This is a genomic window from Amycolatopsis sp. NPDC051045 (genome assembly GCF_040682955.1).
Lineage (GTDB): Bacteria > Actinomycetota > Actinomycetes > Mycobacteriales > Pseudonocardiaceae > Amycolatopsis.
Genome location: NZ_JBFBCC010000014.1, coordinates 88,954 through 104,471, shown reverse-complemented (window position 1 = coordinate 104,471; position 15,518 = coordinate 88,954). Strand labels below are relative to the sequence as shown.

Sequence of the window (15,518 nt, the reverse complement as noted above, 5' to 3'; positions counted from 1 at the left end):
CGACACCCCTTTGATGTGCCCGGAGGCCCGAACGGTTGCCCGGGACGCGCGAGTCGTAGATTCATCGGGGTGCACGACATCGACACGGTGACCGCGGCGACGATCGAAAAGGCCGCCGAGCGGCTGGCCGGGGTGGTGACCCGGACGCCGCTGGAGCCGAGCGCCCGGCTGTCGTCCCGGGTGGACGCGCAGGTCTGGGTGAAGCGCGAGGACCTGCAGACCGTCCGGTCGTACAAGATCCGCGGCGCCTACAACTTCATCGTCCAGCTCGACGACGACGTACGCGCGCGAGGTGTCGTCTGCGCCAGCGCCGGCAACCACGCCCAGGGCGTCGCGTACGCGTGCCGGCGGCTCGGCGCCAACGGCCGCGTCTACGTCCCCGGCACCACGCCGCGGCAGAAGCGCGAACGCATCGCGACGCTCGGCGGCGCGCACATCGAGGTCGTCGTTGTCGGCGAAACGTACGAAGACGCCTTCGCCTCGGCCAACGAGGACGCCCAGCGCACGGGCGCGACCCTGGTGCCGGCGTTCGACGACGTCCGCACCGTCGCCGGCCAGGGCACGGTCGCGCTGGAGGTGATCGAGCAGCTCGGTTTCGTGCCCGACGTCGTGGTGGTGCCGGTCGGCGGCGGCGGGCTGCTCGCCGGTGTCGGCAGCTGGCTGCGCGAGCGGCACCCGGGAGTCCGGATCGTCGGCGTCGAACCCGCGGGCGCGGCCTGCATGGCCGCGGCCCTCGAGGCCGGGCACCCGGTGCGGCTGCCGGCGCTCGATTCGTTCGTCGACGGCGCCGCCGTGCGCGAAGCCGGTGCGGTCACCTACCCGCTGATCCGCGAGAGCGGCGCCGAGCTGACCGCGGTCGCCGAGGGCGCGGTGTGCACCGAGATGCTCGCGATGTACCAGTCCGACGGCATCATCGCCGAACCCGCGGGCGCGCTCGCCGCGGCGTCGCTCGGCACGGTCGTCGACGTCGAGCCGGGCCAGACCGTCGTCTGCCTGGTCTCCGGTGGCAACAACGACGTCAGCCGCTACAGCGAGATCCTCGAACGCTCGCTGATGCACGAAGGGCTGAAGCACTACTTCCTCGTCGGGTTCCCGCAGGAGCCGGGCGCGCTGCGGCGGTTCCTGGAGCAGGTGCTCGGCCCCGAAGACGACATCACGCGGTTCGAGTACGTCAAACGCACCAACCGCGAGATGGGCCCGGCGCTGGTCGGCATCGAGATCGCCCGGTCAGCCGACCTGCCCGGACTGCTGGCCAGGATGGACGCGAGCCCGCTGCAGGTGGAGCGGATCGAGCCGGGCAGCCCCCTGTTCCACTTCCTGCTCTGAGCCCGTGGTCCACTAGGCGGATGGTGAAGGTCGACGGTGTCCGCAGTGTCGAGGCGTTGCGCGAAAAGGTCCACGAGGGTGCGGAGCCCGAGTACCTGCTGTTCTACGGGCACACGCCCTCGAAGTCCGGGCGGGTGACGGCGAGCTGCCTGAGCCAGTGGTGGGTCGACCCGTTCGAGGCCGACGGCCTGCGCTACCCGACCGCCGAGCACTACATGATGGCCGGCAAGGCCGAGCTGTTCGGCGACCACGAGAAGGCCGAGCTGATCCGGACGACACCCGACCCGAAGACGGCGAAGGTGCTCGGCCGCGAGGTCGCCGGGTTCGACGCCGCCACCTGGGAGCGGCACCGGTTCGACATCGTCGTCGACGGCAACCTGGCCAAGTTCCGCGCCCACCGCGACCTGCGCCGGTTCCTGCTCGGCACCGGGGACGCGGTGCTCGTCGAGGCGTCGAAGAAGGACCTCGTTTGGGGCAGCGGCCTCGCCCGCGAGGAGAAGAACGCGACCAAGCCGGACTACTGGCGCGGGTTGAACCTGCTCGGTTTCGCGCTGATGGAGGTCCGCGAGCAGCTGCGGGCCCGCGTCTGACTCACGGCGCCGGGATCGGCGCCCCGCGCACGACACCGGCGTCGTCTTGCCCGTGTCGAAGAAAGTGACCACGGCCTCGGCGCAGGGCAGCGACGACAGCGACCCGTGGGCGTCGTCCTCGATGGTCATGAGCGCGCGCCGATCCGCTGTTGCATCGCGATCGCCCCGCCGATCGGCGTGACCGGCTCGTAGGCGTGGCCGGCCAGCTGCAACGGGCTTGTCCCGTTTTCGAACGACCACGGCAGCGGCTCCCCCGAAGGCGGAGCCGAGGCAGCTCAGCCGCCCGGACACTCGTTGCCGCCGCCGCTGCGCTCGACGCAGTGGCGCGGTCCCGGCGGAGGCGGCGGACGGTGGCGGAGGTCGTCCGCCCAGTTCAACGCCGCGACGACCGCGGCCAGCGCGAGGCAGATCCCGAAGAACCACGTCCACCCGCGGCGCCGCGTGGTCGCCGAAACGACCACGCCCACCAGCGGCAGCCCGGCGCCGAGCCAGGACGCCCAGGTCAGGTAGCCGTCGGCGCCGTCGCCGGCTTCACCGAACACCGGAATGCTCGCCAGGAAGCCCAGCAGCACCAGGAACGGGACGACGAGCAGCAGCCCGACGAGGCACAACGCCAGCACCACGGAGGCCCACGCGGTCCGGATCTCCCCCATCGGATCAGTCTGTCCGGAAAAAGACCACGGAACCTGAGTAGTCCTACTGCTCGCCGAGGGTCTTCTGCAGGGCCTTGTTCGCCTTGCGGGCCATGTCGGCGACCGCCTCGCGGCGCGCGGCGTCGGCCGCGTAGTCGTCTTCGCGGTTACGGACCACCCGCGCCGGCGCACCGACCGCGATCGAGTAGTCCGGAATGTCACCACGGACCACCGCGTGCGCGCCGAGCACGCACCCGCGGCCGATGCGGGTGCCCTTGAGGACGCTGACCTTGGTGCCGAGCCAGGTGTCCGGGCCGATCCGCACCGGGGACTTCACGATGCCCTGGTCCTTGATCGGGACGTGGATGTCCGAAATGACGTGGTCGAAGTCACAGATGTACACCCAGTCGGCGACCAATGTGGCCGCGCCGAGCTCGATGTCGAGGTAGCAGTTGATCACGTTCTGGCGGCCGAACACGGACTTGTCGCCGATCCGCAGCGAGCCCTCGTGGCAGCGGATGGCGTTGCCGTCGCCGATGTGGACCCAGCGGCCGATCTCCAGCCGTCCGTACCCCGGGCGGCAGTGGATCTCGACGTCCTTCCCGAGGAAGAGCATCCCCCGCAGGATGATGTGCGGGTTGGCGAGCCGGAACTTGAGCAGCCGGTAGTACCGGACCAGGTACCAGGGCGTGTACGCGCGGTTGCGCAGGACCCAGCGCAGCGAGTCGGCGGTCAGGAACTTCGCCTGCCGCGGGTCGCGGCGGGCGCGGCGCCAGGCTCGCACCCGCGACAGTGCGGGCGCACCCCACATCGACGTCATGCCCGTGACCGTAACCTGTGTACGGGACGGGTTCGCAGGCAAGGGGAGCTGGATGGGCACGAAGCTGATCATCGACACCGACCCGGGCGTCGACGACGCGCTGGCGATCGCGCTGGCGGCGCTGTCCCCGGACGTCGACCTGCTGGGTGTGACGTCGGTTTTCGGCAACGTCCCGCTGGAGCGCACGACGTCGAACGCGCGCCGGCTGCTGGAGCTGTTCGGCCGCACCGACGTGCCGGTGGCTGCCGGGGCGGCGCGGCCGCTGGTGTACTCCAAGCCGCGTGACGCGAAAGAGGTCCACGGCGGCGACGGCCTCTCGGGCCACTCCTACACGCTGCCCGAGGCCAGCCGTCCGCTGGAGGAGCGGGACGCCGTCCGGCTGATGCTCGACCTGCTCGAAGCGTCCGACGAGCCGGTGACCATCGCCCCGATCGGGCCGCTGACGAACATCGCCGCACTGCTCGCGGCGCACCCCGGCGCGGCGAAGAAGATCGCGCGGCTGGTGATCATGGGCGGCGGGGTGACGTTCGGCAACAGCACGACCGCCGCCGAGTTCAACATCTGGAGCGACCCCGAGTCGGCCCGCCGGGTACTGGTCGAGGAGGACGTCCCGGTCGTGCTGGTGCCGCTGGACCTCACCCACCGCTGCGCCGTCGACGGCGAATGGCTGGCGAAGCTGGCGGCATCGGGGCCGGTCGGCGCCACCCTCGAAGGCCTCACCTCGACCTACCGGCAGCACTACACGCGCGTGTTCGGCGAGGACCGGATGGTCATGCACGACGCCGTCGCGGTCGCCGAGGCGATTTCGCCGGGGATCCTGCACACCGAGACCTACCGGGTCGACGTCGACTGCGGCCTCGGCCCGGCGCGCGGCCAGACCCTGGTCGACCGGCGGCGGCTCGGCGAGGACGATCCGCAGTTCACACCCGGCCGCCCGATCGAGGTTGCGCTCGACACCGACCTCGACGGCCTGCGCGGCTTCGTCCTCGACCGGCTCATCGGGGCCGCCCGGTGAGCGAGGAGCCCGAGGTCGTCCCGGCCGAAACCGACACGTTCGAACCCCGCCGCCGGAAGCCCGTGGTCGTGATCGCGGCGGTGGTCGTCGTCGCGGGTGCCCTGGTGGCCGGCATCCTGCTGGCGCCGAAGCAGCAGGAGACGACGAACGCCGCCGCGACGGTCACGCCGACGTCGACGAGACCGTCGAAGCCGCCGACGACCACGCCGCCGCAGATCCCGGCGCCGCAGACCTCGGCGCCGCCGAAGGTGCCCGAAGCGAGCGAGTTCGACGCCTGGGCGTCCAAGACCAGCCAGTGGCTCGACGTCCCGTTGCGCGCGATGGTCGGCTACGCGAAGGCGACGACGAAACTGGGCAAGGACGTCCCCGGGTGCCACCTGTCGTGGGTGACGCTGGCCGCGGTCGGAAAAGTGACCACCGACCACGGCCGGGCGCGGGGCGGGCAGCTCGGCACCACCGGCGTGCTGGACAAGCCGCTCGGCACGATCGAGGTGCGCGACTTCTACAACAAGGTCGTCTCGTCGGCCAACGCCGCCGGACCGATGCAGTTGTCCCCGGCGATCTGGGCGAAGTACCAGGCGAGCGCCACCGGCGGGAAACCCGATGTCCAAAATATCGACGACGCGGCCCTGACCACGGGCCGCGCCCTGTGCGCCGACGGCCACGACCTGTCCCAGGGCCAGGTGTGGTGGAACGCCGTCGGCACGTTGCAGCCGGCGCCGCTGCTCCTGCACCGGACCCTGGCCACGGTCAACGTCTACGGCACAGTCGGCCAGGGCTCGGCGGCGCCGAACCCGGCGGTGCTGAGCGCGGTGAACTTCGCCATCGACAAGATCGGCCTGCCCTACATCTGGGGCGGCAACGGCACCGGCGGCAACGACCCGGGCTTCGACTGCTCGGGCCTGACGACGGCGGCGTACGGGAGCGCCGGGATCAAGCTGATGCGCACCGCCGACACGCAGTTCCGGAGCGTGCCGCACGTGACCGACCCGCAGCTGGGTGACCTGATCTTCTACGGCGAGCCGGCGACGAAGATCCACCACGTCGGTCTCTACATCGGCAACCAGCAGATGATCGACGCGCCCCAGACCGGTCAGGCGGTCCAGGTCCACTCGTACCGCCGGGACGGCGACGACTACGCGGGAGCGGGCCGCCCGACGGCTTGAGGGTGGCTGCAGTTTTCGCCGATAAGCGGCAAGCAGCGCTCCGACCTGCCGGACGGGGTTTCTTCGTGAAGTGAGCTGACTCACGTCCTGTTACAGCGACCGATGACGCGGTGTCTTGAGGCCGAACCCCTGGACCGGAGGAGGCACCATGACTGGGAAGACGCGTGTGGTCGTGATCGGTGGCGGATACGCGGGCGTGATGGCCGCGAACCGGCTGATGCTGCGCGACGACGTGACCGTGACGCTGATCAACCCGCGCCCGGACTTCGTCCACCGGGTCCGCCTGCACCAGCTGGTGGGCGGGTCCGACGACGCGGTGGTCGCCTACCAGGACATCCTGGCCGACGGCGTCCGGCTGGTGGTCGACACCGTGACCCGGATCGACGCGGCCGAGCGGAGTGTGACTCTGGCGGCCGACGGCACGCTGGGCTACGACTACCTGATCTACGCCGTGGGCAGTGGCAGCGCCGAATCGAGCGTGCCGGGGGCGGCCGAATTCGCCTACCCGATCTCCACGTTGGAGGAGGCGCAGCGGCTGCGCCTGGTCCTCGACGCCGCGCCCGCCACGGCCCCGGTGACGGTGGTCGGCGCTGGGCCCACCGGCATCGAGATCGCCGCCGAGCTGGCGGAGCAGGGCCGCCGGGTGACCCTGGTCTGCGGCGGCGTTCTCGGCCCGTACCTGCACACCCGGGGGCGGCGCTCGGCGGCGAAGCAGCTGGCCAAGCTCGGTGTGACGGTCATCGACGGCTCCGACGCGAAGGTGACGGGGGTGACTCGCGACGCCGTGCGACTCGTCGACGGCCGTGAGCTGCCGAGTGAGGTCACCGTTCGGACCGTCGGCTTCGGCGTTCCGGACCTGGCTGCCCGCAGCGGGTTGAGCACCGACGCCGTGGGCCGCCTGCTCACGGACGAGACGCTGACGAGCGTGGACGACGCGCGCATCGTCGCGGCCGGGGACTCGGCGGCACCGTCCGGCCTGCCGCTGCGGATGAGCTGCCTGAACGCGACGCCGCTGGGCGCGCGGGCCGCCGACACCGTGCTCAGCCGCATCGCCGGTGAGCAGCCGGAGAACCTCCGCCAGTCCTCCTACGCCCAGTGCATCAGCCTGGGCCGAAGCGCGGGCATCTACCAGTTCGCCAACCGGTCCGACGTCGCGGTGTGGCTGCACATCGGCGACGCCCTGGGCGCCAAGATCAAAGAATTCGTCTGCAAGGGCATCCCCAATCACCTGGCCGGAGAGGCGCACAAGCCCGGTTCGTTCAAGCTGCACCGCCTTCCGGGAGGATCCGCCAAGCGCCGGCAGCTGCTGCGCGCCCATCGCGTCGAGGCACCGGTCGCCGCCGACCGGGCAGTCTGACCGCGCCGGTTCCGCAGATCCGGATCGTCATACCGCCAGTCTCAGAGCTGCAACGTGGTGGCGGTCAAGCGTCACGCCGGGCCCGCGAGACCGATCAGGTTCCCCTCCGGGTCGCTGAAGTGGGCGATGACCAGGTCCCGTCCCGGCGCGCAGTCCGGGCCCATCCGGCGGGTTCCGCCGAGCCGCTCGGCTTCCGCCAGCGCCGCCGCGACGTCCGGGACGCCCACGTAGAACACCACGTGGCTCTCGTGGCCCGCGCCGCCGCCGACGCCGCCCGGGATGCCGTCCGTTTCCACGAACCCGTAGTTGCCCGGTTCCGACACCCGGTCCGACACCGGACCCGAGGTGTCGAACTCCCAGCCGAACAGCTCGCCGTAGTACCCGCGCAACCGTGCCGGGTCCGTACCGATGATTTCGAAGTGCACGACCGGCAGGCCCATGACCGTTCCTTCCGTCGAAGTCCGAGACCCACGACCGTACTCCGTGCTAGTTGTTAAAAACAATCTCATAGTTGTAGATTGACACCATGCCGACGAGCCGCAGCTACGGGGACGCCTGCACGATCGCCCGCGCGCTGGACGTCGTCGGGGAACGCTGGGCGCTGCTCGTCGTGCGTGAACTGCTCCTCGGGCCGCAGCGGTTCTCCGACGTCCGCCGCGCGCTGCCGGGTGCGAGCTCGAACCTCGTCACCGACCGGCTCCGGGAGCTCGAAGGCCACGGCGTGGTCGTCCGGCGGCCACTGCCGCCGCCGGCGGCGTCCACCGTCTACGAGCTGACCGGCTGGGGGCGCGAGCTGGAGCCGATCGTGCTCGCCCTCGGCGCGTGGGGCGGCCGCGTGCCGAGGACCAAGTCCGCCCACCTCGGCACCACGTCCGTGCTGCTGTACCTGCGCGGTTCAGCCCACCCCCGCGGCCGCGCCTGCTACCGCGTCGAGCTGGACGCGCGCGTGTGGACGGTCCGCACCGAGCCGGGCCGACTCACCGTCGAGCCGGGTGAGCCCGCCGCGCCGGACGCCACCATCCGGACCGACCCGCCGACGCTGAACGCACTGCTCGAAACGCCGTCGGAGCTCGACGCCGCGATCGCGGACGGCCGCGTGACGGTCGGCGGTGATCCGAAAGCCTTCCGGCGGCTGTTGCGGGAACGCCGGCTCGGCGCGTGATCGCCCCTTCCCGCACCCGCAGCGACGGCGCGAGGAAGAGGATCCCGAAGGTGACCAAGACCGCCGACGACAGGGCCCAGTGCAGGCCGACGCGGGTGGCGAGCGCCCCGACCAGCACCGGCTCGACCAGGAACCCCAGGTACCCGCAGGCCGCGACGGCGGCGACCGCGCGGCCCGGTGCGTCCGCCTGCTTCCGGCTCGCCACGCTCCACGCGATCGGCACGATCCCGGCCACGCCGAGCCCGACGACCGCGAAGCCGAGCACCCCGGCAACCGGCCACGGCGCGGCGAGGACCACGGCGAAGCCCAGCACCGCGACCGTGGCCGCCACGCGGACGAATCCCACCGCGCCCGTCCGCGCCACGATGCGGTCGGCGACCAGGCGGACCGCGATCATCGTCCCGGAGAAGGCGAAATAGCCGAGCGAGGCGAGTGCGGGCGTGGCGCCGGTGACGTCGGCGAGGTACACCGCGCTCCAGCTGTTGACCGCGCCTTCGGCGACGAACCCGCAGAACGCGATCACGCCCAGCAGCACCAGCGCCCGGCTCGGCCACGCGAACGCCGCGCCGCCCTGGCCGGGGCGGCACCCGTGAGGAACCGGGTACGGGCCGCCCACAGCGCCAGCGCGAGCAGCACCGCGCCGGCCGCCGGGAAGTGCACGGACACCGAGACGTGCAGGGCTTCCATCAGCGCATCGACGCCCGAGCCCGCGAGGCCGCCGATGTTCCAGAAGGCGTGGAAGCCCGCGAAGATCAGGCGCCCGTAGCCTTCCTCGACGCGAGCGGCGTGCGCGTTCATCGCGACGTCGAGCAGGCTGTTGCCCACGCCGAGCACGACGAGCGCGGCGGAGAACACCGGCACCGACCACGCGAACGCGACCAGCGGCAGCCCCACGCACAGCACGACCGCGCCCAGCACCACGGCCGCCCGGCTGCCGATCCGGGTGAGCAGCGCGCCCGCGCCCAGCAACGCCAGCACCGAGCCGGCGGCGAGGCCGAACAGCCCGGTCGCCAGCTGTCCCGTGCTCAGCCCCAGCCGGTCCTGCACCGCGGGCACCCTGGCCAGCCAGGTCGCGAACGCGGCGCCGCACACCGCGAACACGACGGAAACCCCCAGGCGAGCGCGCTTCAGCTCCCCAGTCACCGGGCCACCCTAGGAGATCATGGGCGCCAGGTCCCGGAAGGTCGTCCGCGGGGGCAGCCGATCGTGACCCCACGGCCGCCGTCGCGCGGCCTACGGTGGCAGGGTGCAGTCTTTGAGCCACGACCGGCTGGCCGGCGCCCTCGTGTCCGAAGCCGGACGGTTCGGGACGACGATCGCGAGCGGCGACCCGGACGCGCCCGTCCCGACCTGTCCCGAGTGGACAGTGCGCGACCTCACCTGCCACGTCGGCCTTGCCTACCACAAGTCCGCCGCGATCATCGCGAGCCGGCCCACGGGATACGTGCCCTTCGAAGCCGTCACGGTCGACGACCCGCCCGCGTTCGACGCCCTCGGCGGCTGGCTGGTCGACGGCGCGGAGCGGCTCGTCGCCGCGGTGGCCGACGTCGGCCCCGAGACCCCGACGTCGACCTGGACCCCCGATCGGCGCGCCGGGTTCTGGACGCGGCGGCTGACCCACGAAACGGTCGTCCACCGCGCGGACGCCGCGTTCGCGACGGGCACGCCGTACGACGTCGACGCCGACCTCGCCGCGGACGGGATCTCCGAAGGCCTGTGGTTGGCGGCCGTCTTCGCACGCCGACCGCACCCGGCGCTGGACCGGTCTTCGCTGCGGGGCACCGGTGAGACGCTGCTGTTCCGCGCCACCGAGCCGGAGGTCGGCTGGCTGGTCCGGCGGCTACCGTCGGGCGTCGAGGTGAGCGACGACGCCGCCGAAGCCGACGTCGTCGTCGAGGGGCGCGCCGCCGATCTGTTGCTCGCGCTAACCGGGCGGCTGACCGCGGACGACCCCCGGCTCACGGTGTCCGGCGATGCGGCCCTGTTCCACCACTGGCGGGAGAACACGCGTTTCTAGAGGGGCGCACGACTCCGAGGTCGCGGCTTGACGGAGGTCGTATAGTCGGTTCCGACTAATAGGGAGCGACTAGTGCCACCACGCAAGATCCGCAACACCCTCGCGCTGGCCCTGCTCGGCCTGCTGCTGGAACGCCCGATGCACCCGTACGAAATGGCGTCCACACTGCGCGAGCGCTACAAGGACACGACCTTCAAGATCAACCCCGGCTCGCTCTACGACACCGTGGAGGCCCTGGCGAAGCACCGCTGGATCGAGCCCGTCGAGACGGTGCGGGAGGGCAACCGGCCGGAGCGGACCGTCTACGCGCACACCGAACTCGGGCGTCAGGAGTTCGTCGCCTGGCTCGACGAACTGGTCCGCGTGCCGGTCACGGAGTACCCGAAGTTCGTCGCGGCGGTGAGCTACCTGGGCGCGCTCGGGCCGGAGCGCGCCGCCGACGCGCTGGAGGAGCGCGCCCGCCACCTCGCCGAACGCATCGAAGGCGCGGACACCGCGCTGGCGGACACCGTCGGCAAGGGGGCGCCGCGGCTGTTCATGATCGAGGTCGAGTTCGTCCGGCACGCCTGGCAGGCCGAGCTGGACTGGGCCCGCCGCACCGCCGCCGAAATCCGCTCCGGCTCCCTGCCCTGGCCCGAAACCTTCTGAGGGGAAGACTGTGTTCGAAACCGATGTCCTCATCGCCGGGGCCGGCCCGGCCGGCCTGCTGCTCGCCGCGGAGCTCGCGCTGGCCGGCGTCCGCACCACGATCGTCGAACGCCACCCGGAACGCCCGCCGTACTGCCGCGGCTTCAACCTCAACTCGCGCTCGCTGGACCTCCTGGCCCGCCGCGGGCTGGCCGAAGGCCTGATCGCCGAGGGGCACCGGGTGCCGCACGCGCCGGTCACCGGCCTGCCCGGGCCGCTGCTGCTCGACGGCACGGCCACGGATCACCCGTTCTCGCTGGGCATCCCGCAGACCCGGGTCGAGGAGGTCCTCGAAGCCCGGGCCCTCGAACTCGGCGCCGAAATCCGGCGCGGCCACGAACTGCGGTCGTTCACCCCGGCCGCGGACAGCGTCACCGCGCAGATCCACAACGGACAGACGATCCGGGCGCGGTACCTGGTGGGGTGCGACGGCGGGCGCAGCACCGTGCGCAAGCAGGCCGGCATCGGCTTCCCCGGCGTCGACGCGCGCTGGTTCGCGCTGCTCGGCGACGTCGAATGCGACCTGCCGTACGGACCTTCGGCCGGGCCGGACGGCCGGAGCTTGTTCGTCATCCCGCGGCCGGGGTACGTCCGGATCGTCGTCCGGGAGGACGACCCGCCTGCGGACAAGGACACCCCCGTCACCCTCGAACGGCTCCAGGCACAGGTGGACGCGGTGCTCGGCCGGCACGTCGAGCTGCGCGCGCCCCGCTGGCTGAGCCGCTTCGGCGACGCGGCGCGGCTGGCCTCGCGGTATCGCGAAGGCCGGGTGCTGCTTGCGGGCGACGCGGCGCACATCCACCCACCGGCCGGGGCGATCGGGGTGAACGTCGCCCTCGACGACGCGTTCAACCTGGGCTGGAAGCTCGCCGCCGTGGTCCGCGGGACCGCCCCGGAGGGTCTCCTGGACACCTACCACGACGAGCGGCACGCGGCGGGGGAACGGATCCTGGCCAACACGCGGGCGCAGGTCGCGCTGGAGGAGGCCGGCGCGGAGCCGTGGGCCGACCTGATGCGCCGCGTCGCCGCGCACCCGGCGGGGACCCAGGCGCTGGCGGAGATCATCACCGGGCTGGATGCCTGTTACGAAGCCGGCGGGCATTCGTGGCTGGGGCGGCTGGCGCCGGATGTGCCACTGCAGGTGACGGGCGCCGAGACGCACCTGGCCGCGTTGCTGCACTCCGGGCGGCCGGTGCTGGTGGACCTGACGGGATCGTTCGCCGCGTGGTCATCGGCGGTCGAGGTGGTCCACGCCGCCTCTCCGTCCACTTCGGACATCGAGGCGGTGCTGCTGCGCCCGGACGGTCACGTCGCCTGGGTGGGCACGTCCGGCTCGGGGGCTGCGGGACTGGCGGAGGCGGTGCACCGGTGGATCGGCGATGTCCCGGTTCCGGCGCCCGCCTGATCCGGAGGTCAGCTCGGCCGTTCCAGGACCGCTCGCTGCTCCACCCGGCCGTCCAGCGTGAACTTGCTGTGCGGGGTGAACCCGAGCTTCTCCACCACCCGCGCCGACGGCTTGTTCACGGGTTCGTACACCGCCAGCAAGCGGTCCGCCCAGCCGGACTCGAAGACCCGGTCGCGGACCGCCGTCGTCGCTTCCGTCGCGTAGCCCCGGCCCCAGCCGGAGGGGGCGATCCACCAGCCCATCTCCACCGCCGGAAAACCCAGACCCGACTCCGTCGCGTTGCGCGCGACCAAGGACACCACTCCGTCGAACGAGCCCGGTGCGGCCGACACCGCGAACCAGCCGAAGCCGTGCTCGGCCCAGTGCGCCAGCGTCGCGCGATGCTTGCCCACGGTGTATTCGCGGCTCCACGGCTTGCCAGTGCCCACGTAACGGACCGTCTCGGGGAGCTGGGCCAAGGCGAACAGGTCGTCGAGGAAGTCTTCGGACCACGCGTGCAGCGTGAGCCTTTCCGTGGTGATCAGCACCGCGGTCAGTCTAGTGTTCGCCCAGCAGTACGGCGATCCCGTCGAGCTGACACCGCAGACCGAACTCGAACGCCTCGTCGAGGCCGACGTCCTCGACACCCGTCATCACCTCGGTCAACACGGGGAAGCGGCCCGAACCGAGGTACTCCGCGAGCACCGCCATGTCGGCCTCCTGCCGCTGGTCGCCCGTGATGCCGGTGTCCTGCTCGGCCTGCACCTCGAACGCGTTGCTCACCGCCAGCCCGCCGACCCAGCCGTTGAGCGTCATGATCACCTGCAGCTTGACCCGCCGCCGCAGGCCGGTGCCGGCCAGCGCGCGCAACGACCAGTCGATCAGCCGCAGGCCGGCCGCCAGCACCGGCGGCCGGACCAGCGAGTTCAGCAGGATCGGCGCGAGCCACGGGTGACGCCGGTAGGCGCGCCACTGCGCACGGGCGGCCAGTTCGAGCCGCGGCCGCCACGCCGCCGGGCCCGGTTCCGGGAGTTCGGCCTCCCCGAGCACCGCGTCGGCCATCAGCCGGAGCAGCTCGTCCTTGTCCGGCACGTGCCGGTACAGCGCCATCGGGCCGACGCCGACCTCGGCGGCGAGCCGCCGCATCGACAGCGCGCCGAGGCCTTCGGCGTCGGCGAGCGCGATGGCCGCGCGCACCAGGGCGTCGCGGCCCAGCGGCGGTTTGGCCGGCGTCCGGTCGGCGACGACCGTGCCGCTCCCCGGCACCGCGCGCACCCAGCCCTGCTGGACCAGGACGGAAAGCGCTTTCGCCGCGGTCGCCATCGCGACTCCCCATTCTCGGACCAGCACCCGGGTCGAGGGGACGCGGTCACCGGGCCGCAGTTCGCCCGCGGCGATCCGGCGGCGCAGATCCGCCGCGATCCGCAGGTAGGGCGCCTCGGCCACGAACACCTCGATCCGTACTAGAACGGTTCACCCGCGACACTAGAACACTTTCAGGGTACTCACCCAATAACAGCTGCGGTGATTGTCGCCGGTTCCTCCCGCGATCTACGGTGCCGATACACCGTACAAACAGGGGGATCCATGACCACGACCGAAAAGCCCGAAGTCCGGTGCGCGGACAAGACCTGGTGGCGGCGCCCGTGGGTGTACCCGCTGGGCCTGCTCATCACGGCCTTCCTGGTGTTCTCGCTCCCGCCCTACCTCGGGCTCGACCCGGCGCAGTCGCGGATCCCGGCCTCCGCCGGCTGGTACTACCCCGTGCTGGTCACGCACATCGGCTTCGCGACCATCGCCATGGTCACCTGCGCGCTGCAGATCTGGCCGTGGCTGCGGCAGAAACACCCGGCCGTGCACCGCCGCACCGGGCGCGTGTACGTCTTCGCCGGCGCGATCCCGGCGTCGGCCGCGGGCTTCGCCATCGCGCTCGCGGCGCCGTTCGGCCCGGTCGGGGCCGTGTCCAGCGTCCTGCTGGCGGCCCTCTGGTTCGGCTGCACCGTGCAGGGCTACCGGATGGCGCGGGCGCGCCGGTTCGGCGAACACCGCCGCTGGATGATCCGCAGCTTCGCCCTGTGCATGTCGATCATCAGCAACCGGATCTGGGGCGTGGTCTGGTCGATCGTGCTGGCGCCGCAGCTGGACACGACCTTCGGCGGCAGCGAACTGGCCATGGGCCAGGCGATCGCCGGGATCACCACGTGGACCGGCTGGGTGCTCCCGCTACTGGCCGCCGAGTGGTGGCTCGGCCGCAGCCGGGGACGCCGCCGCGCCACCACCCCGAGCCACGCCGCCTGACCGGGGTAGCCCGTTCGGCCGATGGTCCCACCCCCCGTAAATGGTCTATACCAATGAGGGACAGCAATCCCCGCCGCCGCGCTCCTCGTCGTGGAGGTCACCCATGCGTCTCCGTTCCCTGCTGGCCGCCACCCTGCTGAGCACCGGGTTCGCCGCACCCGCGGACGCCGGAGCCGGCTCGCCGATCCCGGTCGGCCCCTACGTCGACATGGGCGCCTGACCGACGCCCAGCCTGTCGGCGATGTCGGCCGCGAGCGGCGTCAAAGGCTTCACGCTCGCGTTCGTCAACTCCTACGGCTGCAAGGCCAGCTGGTTCGGCGCCTACGACCCGCGCACGGCCTGGCAGAAGGAGGAAATCGCCAAGATCCGCAACGCCGGCGGCGACGTCAAGATCTCCTTCGGCGGTGCGTCCAGCATCGAACTGGCGCAGGCGTGCAGTACGTCCGCGCAGGTCGCGGCCGAGTACGACGCCGTCGTCAAGGCATACGGGCCTGAAGTACGCCGACTTCGACATCGAAGGCGCGGCCGTCGCGGACTCGACGTCGATCGCCCGCCGGTCCCAGGCCCTGAAGACGCTTCAGAACAACAACCCGGGGCTGAAGATCTCGCTGACCCTGCCGGTGCTGCCCAACGGCCTCACCGCGGACGGGCTCACCGTCGTCAAAGCGGCCAAGGACGCCGGGGTGAACCTGGACCTGGTCAACATCATGGCCATGGACTACTACCAGGGCGCCGGCGACCAGGGCGCAAAGGCGATTTCGGCGGCCAAGGCCACCCAGGCGCAGCTCAAGCCGCTGTTCGGGCTGAGCGGCGCGGCGGCGTGGAAGAAGGTCGGCGTCACCCCGATGATCGGCGTCAACGATTCGCAGAACGAGATCTGGTGAGAGCGAAATGTGCTCTGACCTGTGGATCCGCACCCCGATTTATGGGTTACCAGTAGCCCAGGCCGTCTCTTCGGCTTCTCCGGCCGCCTTGCGCGGCTTGAACATCTCATCCGCAGCGGCCCGCGCCCGTTCATGGCTCGACGGCATCAAGTGCGTGTAGACCTAGAGCGTGAAGCCCTC

The 15,518-nt window shown here is 71.7% G+C and carries 18 protein-coding genes; 12 read left to right on the top strand and 6 right to left on the bottom strand.

Annotated features, from left to right (window positions below):
* Positions 1 to 69: 69 nt before the first annotated feature.
* Both ilvA and AB0M80_RS29260 read left to right on the top strand, forming a co-directional pair.
* The gene (gene ilvA / locus AB0M80_RS29265; RefSeq protein WP_364571369.1) at positions 70 to 1,326 is read left to right on the top strand and encodes a threonine ammonia-lyase IlvA; all 1,257 of its coding nucleotides are present in this window, start codon (positions 70 to 72) and stop codon (positions 1,324 to 1,326) included.
* Positions 1,327 to 1,346: 20 nt separating this feature from the next.
* The gene (locus AB0M80_RS29260; protein ID WP_364571367.1) at positions 1,347 to 1,916 is read left to right on the top strand and encodes an NADAR family protein; all 570 of its coding nucleotides are present in this window, start codon (positions 1,347 to 1,349) and stop codon (positions 1,914 to 1,916) included.
* Positions 1,917 to 2,191: 275 nt separating this feature from the next.
* Here AB0M80_RS29260 and AB0M80_RS29255 read toward each other — a convergent pair whose 3' ends face one another.
* Positions 2,192 to 2,569 (bottom strand): DUF6234 family protein, encoded by a 378-nt coding sequence (locus AB0M80_RS29255; RefSeq protein ID WP_364571365.1) that lies wholly within the window; start codon positions 2,567 to 2,569, stop codon positions 2,192 to 2,194.
* A gap of 43 nt (positions 2,570 to 2,612) precedes the next feature.
* On the bottom strand, positions 2,613 to 3,368 hold the full coding sequence (locus AB0M80_RS29250) for an acyltransferase (RefSeq protein WP_364571363.1): 756 nt from the start codon (positions 3,366 to 3,368) through the stop codon (positions 2,613 to 2,615).
* A gap of 52 nt (positions 3,369 to 3,420) precedes the next feature.
* Between AB0M80_RS29250 and AB0M80_RS29245 the strand changes: the two genes are divergently transcribed.
* The 3 genes from AB0M80_RS29245 (at position 3,421) to AB0M80_RS29235 (ending at position 6,906) form a co-directional block, all read left to right on the top strand.
* Positions 3,421 to 4,383, top strand: a complete 963-nt coding sequence (locus tag AB0M80_RS29245; RefSeq protein ID WP_364571361.1) for a nucleoside hydrolase — start codon at positions 3,421 to 3,423, stop codon at positions 4,381 to 4,383.
* A 62-nt stretch (positions 4,384 to 4,445) separates the two neighbouring features.
* A complete protein-coding gene (locus tag AB0M80_RS29240) occupies positions 4,446 to 5,549 on the top strand; it encodes a C40 family peptidase (protein WP_364571698.1) in 1,104 nt (367 codons plus the stop codon).
* Positions 5,550 to 5,697: 148 nt separating this feature from the next.
* Positions 5,698 to 6,906 (top strand): FAD-dependent oxidoreductase, encoded by a 1,209-nt coding sequence (locus AB0M80_RS29235; RefSeq protein ID WP_364571359.1) that lies wholly within the window; start codon positions 5,698 to 5,700, stop codon positions 6,904 to 6,906.
* Positions 6,907 to 6,977: 71 nt separating this feature from the next.
* Here the strand turns inward: AB0M80_RS29235 and AB0M80_RS29230 are convergent, their stop codons facing one another.
* Positions 6,978 to 7,346 (bottom strand): VOC family protein, encoded by a 369-nt coding sequence (locus tag AB0M80_RS29230; protein WP_364571357.1) that lies wholly within the window; start codon positions 7,344 to 7,346, stop codon positions 6,978 to 6,980.
* 86 nt (positions 7,347 to 7,432) lie between these two features.
* Here AB0M80_RS29230 and AB0M80_RS29225 point away from each other — a divergent pair, with 86 nt between their 5' ends.
* Positions 7,433 to 8,068: a winged helix-turn-helix transcriptional regulator gene (locus tag AB0M80_RS29225; protein ID WP_364571355.1), complete on the top strand. Its 636-nt coding sequence runs from the start codon at positions 7,433 to 7,435 to the stop codon at positions 8,066 to 8,068.
* Between the two features lie 50 nt (positions 8,069 to 8,118).
* Positions 8,119 to 8,487: a hypothetical protein gene (locus tag AB0M80_RS29220; protein ID WP_364571353.1), complete on the top strand. Its 369-nt coding sequence runs from the start codon at positions 8,119 to 8,121 to the stop codon at positions 8,485 to 8,487.
* 100 nt (positions 8,488 to 8,587) lie between these two features.
* Here the strand turns inward: AB0M80_RS29220 and AB0M80_RS29215 are convergent, their stop codons facing one another.
* Positions 8,588 to 9,211, bottom strand: coding sequence for a hypothetical protein (locus AB0M80_RS29215; protein ID WP_364571351.1), 624 nt, complete (start codon positions 9,209 to 9,211; stop codon positions 8,588 to 8,590).
* 103 nt (positions 9,212 to 9,314) lie between these two features.
* Here AB0M80_RS29215 and AB0M80_RS29210 point away from each other — a divergent pair, with 103 nt between their 5' ends.
* The 3 genes from AB0M80_RS29210 (at position 9,315) to AB0M80_RS29200 (ending at position 12,177) form a co-directional block, all read left to right on the top strand.
* On the top strand, positions 9,315 to 10,085 hold the full coding sequence (locus tag AB0M80_RS29210) for a maleylpyruvate isomerase family mycothiol-dependent enzyme (RefSeq protein WP_364571349.1): 771 nt from the start codon (positions 9,315 to 9,317) through the stop codon (positions 10,083 to 10,085).
* A 72-nt stretch (positions 10,086 to 10,157) separates the two neighbouring features.
* The gene (locus AB0M80_RS29205) at positions 10,158 to 10,733 is read left to right on the top strand and encodes a PadR family transcriptional regulator (RefSeq protein WP_364571347.1); all 576 of its coding nucleotides are present in this window, start codon (positions 10,158 to 10,160) and stop codon (positions 10,731 to 10,733) included.
* Positions 10,734 to 10,743: 10 nt separating this feature from the next.
* Entirely contained in the window at positions 10,744 to 12,177 is a 1,434-nt protein-coding gene (locus AB0M80_RS29200) for an FAD-dependent monooxygenase (RefSeq protein WP_364571345.1), read from the top strand.
* Between the two features lie 8 nt (positions 12,178 to 12,185).
* On the opposite strand, the gene AB0M80_RS29195 is transcribed toward AB0M80_RS29200, so the two are convergent.
* Positions 12,186 to 12,704 (bottom strand): GNAT family N-acetyltransferase, encoded by a 519-nt coding sequence (locus tag AB0M80_RS29195; RefSeq protein ID WP_364571343.1) that lies wholly within the window; start codon positions 12,702 to 12,704, stop codon positions 12,186 to 12,188.
* Positions 12,705 to 12,714: 10 nt separating this feature from the next.
* On the bottom strand, positions 12,715 to 13,602 hold the full coding sequence (locus AB0M80_RS29190) for a TetR/AcrR family transcriptional regulator C-terminal domain-containing protein (protein ID WP_364571341.1): 888 nt from the start codon (positions 13,600 to 13,602) through the stop codon (positions 12,715 to 12,717).
* Positions 13,603 to 13,743: 141 nt separating this feature from the next.
* Between AB0M80_RS29190 and AB0M80_RS29185 the strand changes: the two genes are divergently transcribed.
* Entirely contained in the window at positions 13,744 to 14,454 is a 711-nt protein-coding gene (locus AB0M80_RS29185) for a DUF2306 domain-containing protein (RefSeq protein WP_364571339.1), read from the top strand.
* 404 nt (positions 14,455 to 14,858) lie between these two features.
* Complete coding sequence (locus AB0M80_RS29180; protein ID WP_364571338.1) at positions 14,859 to 15,338, top strand: hypothetical protein; 480 nt, start codon at positions 14,859 to 14,861, stop codon at positions 15,336 to 15,338.
* Positions 15,339 to 15,518: the final 180 nt, after the last annotated feature.